This is a genomic window from Streptomyces sp. CRCS-T-1, from assembly GCF_024442335.1.
Taxonomy (GTDB): domain Bacteria; phylum Actinomycetota; class Actinomycetes; order Streptomycetales; family Streptomycetaceae; genus Streptomyces; species Streptomyces koelreuteriae.
Window position 1 is genome coordinate 2,566,861 of sequence record NZ_CP101651.1, and the last position, 13,323, is coordinate 2,580,183.

Below are 13,323 nucleotides of genomic sequence, written 5' to 3' on the forward strand. Positions count from 1 at the left end.
GGGTGCCGTGGTCACTTCTCCATGCCGCGGTTGAGCTGGTGCAGCAGCCGGGCCAGTTCCGTGACCTCGTGGGTGTCCCAGTCGGCCAGGCGGCCGGCGTAGCGGGCGCGGCGGGCCTCCCGCACCCGGCGGACACGGTCGTGGCCCTCCTGGGTGAGGGCGACGAGCCAGGCGCGTCCGTCGGCGGGGTCGGGCTCGCGCGCGACCAGTCCCAGTTCCTCCAGGGCGCGCAGCTGGCGGGACATGGTGGCCTTGCCGACGCCGATGTAGCCGGCGAGCTCGGTGGCCCGCTGGTTGCCGCACTCGTCGAGCCGGACGAGGAGCCCGTACGCGGAGGACTCCAGGTCGGGGTGGACCTCGCGGGCCATCTCGCCCTGGTTGGCCCGAGCACGCCGCAGCAGCACGGTCAGCTCACGCTCCAGCGCGAGGAAGGCGGGCTGGTCCACACCGCTCGCGGCCAGCGCGGATTCGCCTCCCGGCCCGTCGCCGTTCCCGTTGTCCTGCACGTCAGCCCCTGCCTCGGTTCTCGCCCCGTACTGGAATTTTCCGTCACCTGCCGTCATCACCGCAGTTCGGCAAGTATTCCGCAGGTCACGGCGTACTCGTACACAGGGCCGCCACACGGTGAAGGCCCGGGCCTCCCTCACGAGAGCCCGGGCCTCCTTTATCCGGCCGCGCCCGTCACGCCGCGACCGGAACCTCCGGCGTCGCCCCGTTCGTCGCGGGCGCGAGCGCCAGCTCCAGGACCTGGCGGACGTCGGTCACGGCGTGGACGTCGAGCCGGTCCAGCACCTCGGCCGGGACGTCGTCCAGGTCGGGTTCGTTGCGCTTGGGGATGATCACGGTGGTCACCCCGGCGCGGTGCGCGGCCAGCAGCTTCTGCTTCACGCCGCCGATCGGCAGGACCCGCCCGGTCAGCGAGACCTCGCCGGTCATCGCCACGTCCGTGCGGACCAGCCGCCCGGACAGCAGGGACGCGAGGGCCGTGGTCATCGTGATGCCGGCGCTGGGGCCGTCCTTGGGGACCGCGCCCGCCGGGAAGTGGATGTGCACGCCCCGGTCCTTGAGATCGGCCACCGGCAGTTCGAGCTCGGCGCCTCGCGAGCGCAGGAAGCTCAGCGCGATCTGCGCGGACTCCTTCATCACGTCACCGAGCTGGCCGGTCAGGGTCAGCCCGGCCGCGCCCGTCTCCGGGTCGGCCAGCGACGCCTCCACGAACAGCACGTCACCGCCCGCTCCCGTCACCGCGAGCCCGGTCGCCACACCCGGCACCGACGTCCGCCGCTCCGCCGGGTCCTGCGCGGACTCGGGCACGTGGTGCGGCCGGCCGATCAGTGCGCGCAGATCCCCGTCCGTGACGGTGTACGGCAGCTTCCGCTCGCCCAGTTCGTGCTGGGCCGCGACCTTGCGCAGCAGCCGTGCGACGGAGCGCTCCAGATTCCGGACGCCCGCCTCGCGGGTGTACTCACCGGCGAGCTTGCGCAGCGCGCCCTCGTCGACGGTCACCTCGTCGGCGCCGAGCCCGGCCCGCTCCAGCTGGCGCGGCAGCAGGTGGTCGCGGGCGATGACGACCTTCTCGTCCTCGGTGTAGCCGTCCAGGCGGACGATCTCCATCCGGTCGGCCAGCGCCTCCGGGATGGCCTCCAGGACGTTGGCGGTGGCCAGGAAGACCACGTCCGACAGGTCGAGCTCCACCTCCAGGTAGTGGTCCCGGAAGGTGTGGTTCTGCGCCGGGTCGAGGACTTCGAGGAGGGCGGCGGCCGGGTCGCCCCGGAAGTCCGAGCCCACCTTGTCGATCTCGTCGAGCAGCACGACCGGGTTCATCGACCCGGCCTCCTTGATGGCCCGGACGACCCGGCCGGGCAGCGCGCCCACGTACGTACGCCGGTGACCGCGGATCTCGGCCTCGTCGCGCACACCGCCGAGGGCGACGCGCACGAACTTGCGGCCCATGGCGTGGGCGACGGACTCGCCGAGGCTGGTCTTGCCGACGCCGGGCGGTCCCACGAGCGCGAGCACGGCGCCGCCGCGCCGCCCGCCGACCACGCCGAGGCCCCGGTCGGTACGCCGCTTGCGCACCGCGAGGTATTCGGTGATCCGCTCCTTCACGTCCTCGAGGCCCGCGTGCTCGGCGTCGAGGACGGCTTGGGCGCCCTGGATGTCGTAGGCGTCCTCGGTGCGCTCGTTCCACGGCATCTCCAGGACCGTGTCGAGCCAGGTGCGGATCCAGGAGCCCTCGGGGGACTGGTCGGAGGACCGCTCCAGCTTGTCGACCTCCTTGAGGGCGGCCTCGCGGACGTGTCCGGGCAGGTCGGCGGCCTCCACACGGGCGCGGTAGTCGTCGGACTCCTCACCGTCCTGCTCGCCGTTCAGCTCGCGCAGCTCCTTGCGGACGGCTTCCAGCTGACGCCGCAGCAGGAACTCGCGCTGCTGCTTGTCGACGCCCTCCTGGACGTCCTTGGCGATGGACTCGGCCACGTCCTGCTCGGCGAGGTGGTCGCGCAACTGCTGGGTGGCGAGCTTCAGCCGGGCCACCGGGTCGGTGGTCTCCAGCAGTTCGATCTTCTGGTCGGTGGTCAGGAACGGTGAGTAGCCGGAGTTGTCGGCGAGCGCCGGGACGTCGTCGATGGCCTGGACCCGGTCGACGACCTGCCACGCTCCGCGACCCCGCAGCCATGCGGTGGCGAGGGCCTTGTATTCCTTCACCAGTTCGGCGACCTGGCCGGGCAGCGGCTCCGGGACGGTCTCCTCGAGACGGGTGCCCTCGACCCAGAGGGCGGCACCGGGGCCCGTGGTCCCCGCCCCGATACGCACCCGGTCCCGGCCTCGGATCAGCGCGCCCGGGTCGCCGTCGGCGAGCCTGCCGACCTGTTCGACGGTGCCGAGGACACCGGTGTTCGCGTAGGTCCCGTCGATCCGCGGCACCAGGAGTACCCGGGGCTTCCCCGGCGTTGACCTGGCAGCGGCCTGAGCGGCCTCCACCGCGGCACGGACCTCGGAGTCGCTCAGATCCAGCGGGACCACCATTCCGGGCAGCACGACCTCACCGTCGAGCGGCAGCACGGGCAGGGTGAGCGGTGTGAACGCCTTGGACTCAGCAGCCATGATCTCCCCTTCGGCAGTCAAGTTGAGCTATGCCGACTCAATGCACGGGAGCCGCCGGATGTTCCCCCACCGCCGTTCGCTGTGAGCGATCACTTGTGACACGAGAGAAGGCCGGGCGCGTAAGGTCACTCCCGTAATAGATAAAGGGCATCAGTGACTATTACTTGGGGGGCGGCGTGGAAGCGACCGTGCGGGCATGGGTGGACGGATGGGTCGTGTCGCGCGGGGCGGCTCCACCGGTGGCCGAGCCCTGGGGCTGCACGATCGACGTGGGGGCGTTCGGCCACGTCACACGCCATGTGTTCGGCGCGACGGGCGGGAATCTCGACGAGTCGACCGTGCGCAAGGTGGCCGGCGACGTGACCGGGGACGCGGTCTGGCTGAAGGCGTTCCAGGATCCTTCGGTGGTCGCCGGCTGGCTGGACGAGAGCTGGTGGATCGACCCCGAGCCCGGCTATCTGATGACGGTTCCCCTGACGGCGGACGACGTTCCGGACGTGCCCGACGGCTACCGGCTGCGGACCTGGTCACGCGGCGGGGTCACGCGCGTCCTGGTCGCCGCGCCGGACGGCTCCCTCGCGGCGCGCGGCCAGATCGCCCCGACGGGCGCGACCGCCGTCGCCGACCAGATAGAGACGGCACCCGGGCATCGCCGCAGAGGGCTCGGCAGCCTCGTCATGCGGACCCTGCAGAACGCCGCCTTCCAGCAGGGGGCACGCACCGGCGTCCTGTCCGGGACCCCTGCGGGACGAGGGCTCTACGAGGCACTGGGCTGGGAGGCGACGGCACTGCTGACCAGTGCCAGGCACGACGTCACGCCGGCCTGACGAGCCTCGCTCTCAGCTCCCGGCACGGGCGCGCTTCGCGCCCCACCGCCGCAGCACCGGCCAGGTCGCGATGCCGATGGCCAGGGCGATCAGATGGCCCCAGTTCGTCATCGGGTCGGTGAAGGCGAGGAGGTCCTGGAGCAGCATCCCGCCGAAGACGGCCAGCAGGGGCACGCGCAGCCAGGGGGAGAGCAGACCGGCCAGGGCGCCGGTGCCGGCCGCGACACCGAAGCTGACGCCGTAGTCGAGCCGGTGCAGCGAACTGTCGGGGAGATGCCCGGCCAGCACCGCCAGCCCCACCGGGACCTCGGTCGCCAGAGTGGCGAGGACATGCCCGAGCAGGAAGACACCGGCCGTGCGCAGGCCGCCGATCCGCCGCTCCAGGGCGGTCAGCACCAGCACGAACCCGATCGTGAACGGCGAGGCCACCCCGCCCGCGACCCACAGCGCGCTGCCGATCAGCACCAGCTCCGGCGTCCGCACCAGATGCGCCACATCGGTGCTGGAGCCTTGGAGCAGGGCGTGCACCAGCGCGGGGTCCGCGTAGGCGGAGATCAGCGAGGTGACACAGAGGACGACCGCGTACCCGAAGGTGAAGGGCGTGCCGGTGGGCGTGGGCACCAACCGCCAGGGCCGCAGCGGCACCCGGAGCCGCGGCTCCCGCACCGGGAGGGATTCCCGTACGCCCGCGTCCACGCTCTCCCGCGGGCCCCGCTGCCGGGGAACCCCGTCCAGCAGCCCCGGCGTATCGGAGACGGGCGCGCCCGTCGGCGCCGTCACAGCCGTCTCGTCGGGCGGCGCGGTGCGTTCCGCCACGGGCGCTCCTTCCGTCAGGCCCCAGCCTTCGCGTACACCTACCCCACTGTCTGTGACCGGCGCCACGCGAGAGGCGATTCACAGCAACCCGAGAGCCGCGCACGGCGTCCGCCGCACCCGCTCCACGCCGCACACCGCGTCCAAGCCGCCACTCCGCACCGCCCCCGCCTCCGCCGCACACGACGTCCGCCGCACCACTCCCTGCCGCACACCCGCCCGCCGCGCCCCCTGCCGCACACCTCGTCCGCCGCACCCGCTCCACGCCGCACACCGCGTCCAAGCCGCCACTCCGCACCGCCCCCGCCTCCGCCGCACACGACGTCCGCCGCACCACTCCCTGCCGCACACCCGCCCGCCGCGCCCCCTGCCGCACACCTCGTCCGCCGCACCCGCTCCACGCCGCACACCGCGTCCAAGCCGCCACTCCGCACCGCCCCCGCCTCCGCCGCACACGACGTCCGCCGCACCACTCCCTGCCGCACACCCGCCCGCCGCACCACTCCCTGCCGCACACCTCGTCCGCCGCGCCCGCTCCGTAATGCTTGGCGCCCGGCACCCCGCACCTGCCAGGATGTTCCGATGCCCACCTCGAACGACCTTCCCGATGTACTGGACCGTCGCGAGGGCCCGCACGGCGAGGTCGTGCTGCGGCGGCACGGAGACCGGCTGGAGATCATCGCCAACGGCTGTTTCCTGATGGACACCTCCGACGGCCGCTCGGAGCGGCGGCTGGTCGACGCGGCCCTGGACGCGCTGGAGGGCCGGGACCGTCCGGACGTGCTGATCGGCGGGCTCGGCGTCGGCTTCTCCCTGGCCCACGCGGCGGCGGACCCCCGTTGGGGAGGGATCGCGGTCGTGGAACGCGAGCATGCGATCGTCGAATGGCACCTCGACGGCCCGCTCTCCGTGTTCTCCGCCGAGGCTCTGGCCGACCCTCGCGCGAAAATCGTCGAAGCCGATCTCGTGACCTACGTCAATGAGACATCCGACACGTTCGACGCCCTGTGTCTCGACATCGACAACGGCCCCGGCTGGACTGTCACGGAGGGCAACGGAAATCTCTACTCGCAGGCCGGACTGGCAAGCTGCGCGCGGGTGTTGAGACCCGGTGGGGTACTCGCCGTCTGGTCCGCCCAGCCCTCTCCGGAATTCGAAGAAACCTTGCGGAATGCCGGGTTCCAGCGGGTGCGTACCGAAGAGATCCCGGTTGCCCGGGGCGTTCCCGACGTCGTGCACCTCGGCATCCGCCCTGGATAGCAAAGGCGTGCTGACTCCCCGTACGCTGCTCCTCTGACGCCGATCATTCAAGCGTCAATCGCAACCATGCGCAGGCACAGCCAGTCAGAAGGAATCACCCCACTGATTCCGGAAAGCACACCCCAGGGGCGGGCGATGGAGCAGACACAGACCTCCCACAACGGTTCGGCGACGGCCAGCCCGGGTGCACAGCGCCGGGTTCTCGTCGTCGAGGACGACGCCACGATCGTGGACGCCATCGCGACCCGCCTGCGCGCCGAGGGGTTCCTCGTGCAAACGGCGGGCGACGGTCCGGCGGCGGTCGACACGGCCGAGGCCTGGCAGCCCGACCTGCTGATCCTCGACATCATGCTGCCCGGCTTCGACGGTCTGGAGGTCTGCCGGCGTGTGCAGGCCGCCCGGCCGGTGCCGGTGATGATGCTCACCGCGCGCGACGACGAGACCGACATGCTGGTCGGTCTGGGCGTCGGCGCCGACGACTACATGACGAAGCCGTTCTCGATGCGGGAGCTGGCGGCGCGTGTGCACGTGCTGCTGCGCCGTGTGGAGCGGGCCGCGCTGGCCGCAGCGACGCCGCGCAGCGGCATCCTGCGCCTCGGCGAGCTGGAGATCGACCACGCGCAGCGGCGCGTGCGGGTGCGCAGTGAGGATGTTCACCTCACCCCGACCGAGTTCGACCTGCTGGTCTGTCTGGCGAACACCCCGCGCGCGGTGCTCTCGCGCGAGCAGCTGCTCGCCGAGGTCTGGGACTGGGCGGACGCCTCCGGCACCCGGACCGTCGACAGCCACATCAAGGCGCTGCGCCGGAAGATCGGCGCCGAGCGGATCCGCACCGTGCACGGTGTGGGCTACGCCCTGGAGACCCCGACGCCATGAGCGGCGGGCCGGCCGCACGGAGAAACCCCGGGGAGCCGGAACCCTGGGGCGGGGTGAGCCCGTTCTCGATCAAGACCAAGCTGGGCGCGCTGGTCGTCATCTCGGTGCTGATCACCACAGGCCTTTCGGTGATCGCGGTGCACACGAAGACGGAGCTGCGCTTCATCACGGTCTTCTCGATGATCGCCACGCTCCTCATTACGCAGTTCGTGGCCCATTCGCTCACCGCGCCGCTGGACGAGATGACCGCTGTGGCCCGCTCCATCTCACAGGGCGACTACACCCGCCGGGTGCGGGACAACCGCCGTGACGAGCTGGGCGACCTTGCGGTGACGATCAACGCCATGGCCGACGAGCTGGAGGCCCAGGACCGCCAGCGCAAGGAGCTGGTGGCGAATGTCTCGCACGAGCTGCGCACGCCCATCGCGGGGCTGCGCGCGGTGCTGGAGAACATCGTCGACGGCGTCACCCAGGCCGACCCGGAGACGATGCGCACGGCCCTGAAGCAGACCGAGCGGCTCGGCCGGCTGGTGGAGACGCTGCTGGACCTGTCCCGCCTGGACAACGGCGTCGTACCGCTGAAACAGCGGCGCTTCGAGGTGTGGCCGTATCTGTCGGGCGTGCTGAAGGAGGCCAACATGGTCGCCTCCGTGCGCGCGGGCATCGCCACCGGCTCGGGCAGTCACACCCGTACGGACGTCCATCTGCACCTCGACGTCTCCCCGCCGGAGCTGACCGCGCACGCCGACCCGGAGCGCATCCACCAGGTCGTGGCCAACCTCATCGACAACGCGGTCAAGCACAGCCCGCCGCACGGCCGGGTGACGGTCAAGGCGCGGCGCGGGGCGCTGCCGGAGTCGCTGGAGCTGGAGGTCCTGGACGAGGGACCCGGCATTCCGAAGTCCGAGTGGCACCGGGTGTTCGAGCGGTTCAACCGCGGCAGCGCCAAGCGGCCGCAGGGCCCGGGCAGCGACGGCGGCACAGGTCTCGGCCTCGCCATCGCCCGCTGGGCGGTGGATCTGCACGGCGGTCGGATCGGAGTGGCCGAATCCGAGCGAGGTTGCCGGATTCTTGTCACTCTTCCAGGGCTTCCCTCTCTGCCAAGTTGACGTAAAGTTCGAAGCGGAGCCTCAAGATCCACGGGCGTCCGCGCTGACGGACACGTGTGATCAGGCACAGACCCGCGCCGTCGGCGCCCCGGGTGCCGCTCCCCCCTTCCCTCCCTAAGCGGAACCACGCTTGTTTCCCGCCATTTCAAGCCCTGAAACACTCTTCAAAGTGTGACTTGCGTGACGTTGAACGGGCCCGGCCTGACCTTCACGGTCCGGGAGGCGTAGCCTTGATTCCCGCTGTCCATCATCTTGTGAAGCGGAAGAGGGCGGTTGCCGCCGTGTCGCCACAGTCCCCCAGTAACTCGAGCATCTCGACCGACACCGACCAAGCGGGGAAGAACCCTGCCGCGTCGTTCGGTGCCAACGAGTGGCTCGTCGACGAGATCTATCAGCAGTACCTCCAGGACCCGAACTCGGTAGACCGAGCCTGGTGGGACTTCTTCGCCGACTACAAGCCAGGGGCGGCCGCCGCCTCGGCTCCGGCGGGTACCGCGGCCGCGGGGGCCGCGGGCACCACCACCGCACAGCCTGCGGCCCAGGCCGCCCCCGCACAGGCCGCGGCCCCCGCCCCGGCGGCCGAGAAGCCCGCCGCCGCGCCGGCTCCCTCGGCTCCGGCCCAGGCGAAGCCCGCCGCGCAGGCCCCGGCCCAGACCGCCGCCCCGGCGAAGGCCGCTCCGGCCCCCGCCAAGCCGGCCGCCGCGAAGCCGAAGGCCGAGCCCGCCGCCGAGGCCCCCTCGGGCCCCGAGCAGGTCGTGCTGCGCGGCCCCGCCGCCGCCGTCGCGAAGAACATGAACGCCTCGCTGGAGGTGCCCACGGCCACGTCCGTGCGCGCCGTCCCGGTGAAGCTGCTCTTCGACAACCGCATCGTCATCAACAACCACCTGAAGCGCGCCCGGGGCGGGAAGATCTCCTTCACGCACCTGATCGGCTACGCGATGGTGCAGGCCATCAAGGCCATGCCGTCGATGAACTACTCCTTCGTGGAGAAGGACGGCAAGCCGACCCTGGTCAAGCCGGAGCACGTCAACTTCGGCCTCGCCATCGACCTGGTCAAGCCCAACGGCGACCGCCAGCTCGTGGTCGCGGGCATCAAGAAGGCCGAGACGCTGAACTTCTTCGAGTTCTGGCAGGCCTACGAGGACATCGTCCGCCGTGCTCGCGACGGCAAGCTCGGCATGGACGACTTCACCGGCGTGACGGTCTCCCTGACCAACCCCGGCGGCCTCGGCACCGTCCACTCCGTGCCGCGGCTGATGCCCGGCCAGTCGGTGATCATGGGCGTCGGCTCCATGGACTACCCGGCGGAGTTCCAGGGCACGTCCCAGGACACCCTGAACAAGCTCGGCATCTCGAAGGTCATGACGCTCACGTCGACCTACGACCACCGGGTCATCCAGGGCGCCGCCTCCGGCGAGTTCCTGCGGATCGTCGCGAACCTCCTCCTCGGTGAGAACGGCTTCTACGACGACATCTTCGAGGCGCTGCGCATCCCCTACGAGCCGGTCCGCTGGCTCAAGGACATCGACGCCAGCCACGACGACGACGTCACGAAGGCCGCCCGCGTCTTCGAGCTGATCCACTCCTACCGGGTCCGCGGCCACGTCATGGCCGACACCGACCCGCTGGAGTACCAGCAGCGCAAGCACCCCGACCTCGACATCACCGAGCACGGGCTCACCCTGTGGGACCTGGAGCGCGAGTTCGCCGTCGGCGGCTTCTCCGGCAAGTCCCTGATGAAGCTGCGCGACATCCTCGGTGTGCTGCGCGACTCGTACTGCCGCACCACCGGCGTCGAGTTCATGCACATCCAGGACCCGAAGCAGCGCCGGTGGATCCAGGACCGGATCGAGCGCGCGCACACCAAGCCGGAGCGCGAGGAGCAGCTGCGCATCCTGCGCCGGCTGAACGCCGCCGAGGCCTTCGAGACCTTCCTGCAGACGAAGTACGTCGGCCAGAAGCGGTTCTCCCTGGAGGGCGGCGAGTCCGTCATCCCGCTGCTGGACGCGGTCCTCGACAGCGCGGCGGAGTCCCGTCTCGACGAGGTCGTCGTCGGCATGGCCCACCGCGGCCGGCTGAACGTCCTGGCGAACATCGTCGGCAAGTCGTACGCGCAGATCTTCCGCGAGTTCGAGGGCAACCTCGACCCGAAGTCGATGCACGGCTCCGGCGACGTGAAGTACCACCTGGGCGCCGAGGGCACCTTCACCGGCCTGGACGGCGAGCAGATCAAGGTCTCGCTCACCGCCAACCCCTCGCACCTGGAGGCGGTGGACCCGGTCCTGGAGGGCGTCTCGCGCGCCAAGCAGGACATCATCAACAAGGGCGGCACCGACTTCACGGTCCTGCCGGTGGCGATCCACGGCGACGCGGCCTTCGCGGGCCAGGGCGTGGTGGCCGAGACCCTGAACATGTCGCAGCTGCGCGGCTACCGCACCGGCGGCACGGTCCACATCGTCATCAACAACCAGGTCGGCTTCACCGCGGCCCCCGAGTCCTCGCGTTCCTCCATGTACGCGACGGACGTGGCCCGCATGATCGAGGCCCCGATCTTCCATGTGAACGGCGACGACCCCGAGGCCGTCGTGCGCGTCGCGCGGCTGGCCTTCGAGTTCCGCCAGGCGTTCAACAAGGACGTGGTGATCGACCTCATCTGCTACCGCCGCCGCGGTCACAACGAGTCGGACAACCCGGCCTTCACCCAGCCGCTGATGTACGACCTGATCGACAAGAAGCGCTCGGTGCGCAAGCTCTACACCGAGTCCCTCATCGGTCGCGGCGACATCACCCTGGAAGAGGCCGAGCAGGCGCTGCAGGACTACCAGGGCCAGCTCGAGAAGGTCTTCACGGAGGTCCGCGAGGCCACCTCGCAGCCGGCCGCCGCGGAGCCCAGCGACCCGCAGGCCGAGTTCCCGGTCGCCGTGAACACCGCGGTCACCTCGGAGGTCGTCAAGCGGATCGCCGAGTCCCAGGTCAACATCCCCGACCACATCACCGTCCACCCGCGTCTGCTGCCGCAGCTGCAGCGCCGGGCGGCGATGGTCGAGGACGGCACCATCGACTGGGGCATGGGCGAGACCCTCGCCATCGGCTCCCTCCTGCTGGAGGGCGTCCCGGTCCGCCTGGCGGGCCAGGACTCGCAGCGCGGTACGTTCGGCCAGCGCCACGCGGTCATCATCGACCGCAGCACCGGCGAGGAGTACACGCCGCTGCAGTACCTCTCCGAGGACCAGGCGCGGCTGAACGTCTACAACTCCCTCCTCTCCGAGTACGCGGCGATGGGCTTCGAGTACGGCTACTCGCTGGCCCGCCCCGAGGCGCTCGTGATGTGGGAGGCGCAGTTCGGCGACTTCGTCAACGGCGCCCAGACGGTCGTGGACGAGTTCATCTCGTCGGCCGAGCAGAAGTGGGCCCAGACGTCCGGCGTCGTCCTGCTCCTGCCGCACGGCTACGAGGGCCAGGGCCCGGACCACTCCTCGGCCCGCCCAGAGCGCTTCCTCCAGATGTGCGCCCAGAACAACATGACGGTCGCCACGCCGACGTCGCCGTCGAACTACTTCCACCTCCTGCGGTGGCAGGTGCACAACCCGCACCACAAGCCGCTGGTGGTCTTCACGCCGAAGTCGATGCTGCGCCTGAAGGCGGCGGCGGCTCAGGCGGAGGAGTTCACGACGGGCCAGTTCCAGCCGGTCATCGGCGACGCGTCGGTCGACCCGGCCGCGGTCAAGAAGGTCGTCTTCTGCGCCGGCAAGGTCTACTACGACCTGGAGGCCGAGCGTCAGAAGCGCGGCGTCACGGACACGGCGATCATCCGCATCGAGCGCCTGTACCCGCTGCCGGGTGCCGAGCTCCAGGCGGAGATCAAGAAGTACCCGAACGCCGAGAAGTACCTGTGGGCCCAGGAGGAGCCGGCGAACCAGGGTGCCTGGCCGTTCATCGCGCTCAACCTGATCGACCACCTGGACCTGGCGGTCGGCGCCGACGTCCCGCACGGCGAGCGCCTGCGCCGCATCTCGCGCCCGCACAGCTCGTCCCCGGCGGTCGGTTCCGCGAAGCGGCACCAGGCCGAGCAGGAGCAGTTGGTGCGTGAGGTGTTCGAGGCGTAAGCACCCTCGCGCGTCGCATGTGACCGGGCCGCATCCCCGCTACGGGGGTGCGGCCCGGCCGTGTGTGCGCACCTATCCTTGACGGCATGTACTTCACGGACCGTGGCATCGAGGAACTGGAGAAGCGGCGCGGCGAGGAGGAGGTCACCTTCGAGTGGCTCGCCGAGCAACTGCGGACGTTCGTCGACCTGAACCCCGACTTCGAGGTGCCGGTGGAGCGCCTGGCGACCTGGCTGGCACGGCTGGACGACGAGGACGACGAGTAGGGATCCGCCGGCTCCGGGCGGCCTTTCAGGGTGTCAGTCGCGTGGATACATGAGGCCGTACGCCAGTCCCAGCGTGCCGTTGGCCAGAAGCAGCCCTCCGGCCGCGGCCCAGCCCCCGCTGCGCCGCCGTAGCGCCCAGGCCAGGAGCGGTACGCCCGCCGCCACCTGAGCGAGTGCCAGGGCGCGGGCCCTGGGGTCGCCGGTCCAGGGCATCCAGGGGCCGAGGCGGCTGTGAGCAGCCGCGCGGCGTTCGCCGACGGCCTCGCGCCCGCCCGGCCATGCGACCGGGAGGCTGTCCGGCAGGAGCGCGGCGGCTGCCCGGAGGCGGTCGGCGGGCTCGCCGAGGGCGAGTTCGGGAGGCGGCGAGACGCCCACGCGCGCAAGGACCGCCAGCAGGCCGCGCAGCCGGGCGCGGGCGTCGGCGGCGGTGTCGGCCTTCGCCAGTCGCTCGAGGGCCTGGACGTCCAGGACGGGATCGAGGCCCACGCGCGCGGCGAAGGTGCGCATCGCCTCGTCCTCCCCCACCGGGACGCCGCTCGCGAGCCAGACGAAGCCGACCGGGCGGCGGAAACCGGACGCCAGCAGGAAACCCGCGTGGTCGGCGTCCCACCACAGGGCGAGCACGGGCCAGGGCGCCCCGACGGCGAGGGCCGTGGCCCAGCCGCTGATCACCCGGTCGACGGGCTCGCCGCCGTCCCGCCAGGGCCCGCCCTCCGGGACGAGCACGCTCCATTCATCGCCCGCGCGGACGACCTGCATGGGCTCACGCAGCAGGTGGGCGACGGGAGCGACGGCCCCGGGCACCGCCCGGCACAGCAGCAGCGCGCCAGGGGCGGAACCCTCGGGACCGGTACGGCCAGCTTCCGTCGACATGGTCACACGCTAGGGCGAATCGCTCACCTTTGAACACTTTTGCCCGCCCTGCCATCCCCAGAACGAGTGCCTTGACTTTCCTTGTCCA

The 13,323-nt window shown here is 71.1% G+C and carries 10 protein-coding genes; 6 read left to right on the forward strand and 4 right to left on the reverse strand.

Going from position 1 to position 13,323, the window contains the following annotated elements; translation table 11 throughout:
* Positions 1-11: 11 nt before the first annotated feature.
* Together NNW99_RS11210 and lon are read right to left on the reverse strand one after the other, a co-directional pair.
* The gene (locus NNW99_RS11210) at positions 12-506 is read right to left on the reverse strand and encodes a MarR family winged helix-turn-helix transcriptional regulator (protein WP_215118560.1); all 495 of its coding nucleotides are present in this window, start codon (positions 504-506) and stop codon (positions 12-14) included.
* 175 nt (positions 507-681) lie between these two features.
* Positions 682-3,105 carry an endopeptidase La gene (gene lon, locus NNW99_RS11215; protein WP_215118561.1) on the reverse strand — a complete coding sequence of 808 codons (2,424 nt, stop codon included), beginning with the start codon at positions 3,103-3,105 and terminating at the stop codon, positions 682-684.
* Positions 3,106-3,281: 176 nt separating this feature from the next.
* Here lon and NNW99_RS11220 point away from each other — a divergent pair, with 176 nt between their 5' ends.
* On the forward strand, positions 3,282-3,932 hold the full coding sequence (locus NNW99_RS11220) for a GNAT family N-acetyltransferase (RefSeq protein ID WP_215118562.1): 651 nt from the start codon (positions 3,282-3,284) through the stop codon (positions 3,930-3,932).
* A 12-nt stretch (positions 3,933-3,944) separates the two neighbouring features.
* On the opposite strand, the gene NNW99_RS11225 is transcribed toward NNW99_RS11220, so the two are convergent.
* The gene (locus NNW99_RS11225) at positions 3,945-4,748 is read right to left on the reverse strand and encodes a rhomboid-like protein (protein WP_215118563.1); all 804 of its coding nucleotides are present in this window, start codon (positions 4,746-4,748) and stop codon (positions 3,945-3,947) included.
* A 579-nt stretch (positions 4,749-5,327) separates the two neighbouring features.
* On the opposite strand from NNW99_RS11225, the gene NNW99_RS11230 reads away from it, so the two are divergent.
* The 5 genes from NNW99_RS11230 (at position 5,328) to NNW99_RS11250 (ending at position 12,362) form a co-directional block, all read left to right on the forward strand.
* The gene (locus tag NNW99_RS11230) at positions 5,328-6,005 is read left to right on the forward strand and encodes a spermidine synthase (RefSeq protein ID WP_215118564.1); all 678 of its coding nucleotides are present in this window, start codon (positions 5,328-5,330) and stop codon (positions 6,003-6,005) included.
* A 135-nt stretch (positions 6,006-6,140) separates the two neighbouring features.
* On the forward strand, positions 6,141-6,881 hold the full coding sequence (locus tag NNW99_RS11235; protein ID WP_215118565.1) for a response regulator transcription factor: 741 nt from the start codon (positions 6,141-6,143) through the stop codon (positions 6,879-6,881).
* Positions 6,878-7,990, forward strand: coding sequence for a HAMP domain-containing sensor histidine kinase (locus NNW99_RS11240; RefSeq protein WP_215118566.1), 1,113 nt, complete (start codon positions 6,878-6,880; stop codon positions 7,988-7,990). The genes NNW99_RS11235 and NNW99_RS11240 overlap by 4 nt, the downstream gene beginning before the upstream one ends.
* Before the next feature lie 281 nt (positions 7,991-8,271).
* Complete coding sequence (locus tag NNW99_RS11245) at positions 8,272-12,096, forward strand: multifunctional oxoglutarate decarboxylase/oxoglutarate dehydrogenase thiamine pyrophosphate-binding subunit/dihydrolipoyllysine-residue succinyltransferase subunit (RefSeq protein WP_215118567.1); 3,825 nt, start codon at positions 8,272-8,274, stop codon at positions 12,094-12,096.
* Positions 12,097-12,182: 86 nt separating this feature from the next.
* Positions 12,183-12,362 carry a DUF6104 family protein gene (locus NNW99_RS11250; RefSeq protein WP_003992906.1) on the forward strand — a complete coding sequence of 60 codons (180 nt, stop codon included), beginning with the start codon at positions 12,183-12,185 and terminating at the stop codon, positions 12,360-12,362.
* 33 nt (positions 12,363-12,395) lie between these two features.
* Here the strand turns inward: NNW99_RS11250 and NNW99_RS11255 are convergent, their stop codons facing one another.
* On the reverse strand, positions 12,396-13,235 hold the full coding sequence (locus NNW99_RS11255; protein ID WP_215118568.1) for a hypothetical protein: 840 nt from the start codon (positions 13,233-13,235) through the stop codon (positions 12,396-12,398).
* Positions 13,236-13,323 lie beyond the last annotated feature (88 nt).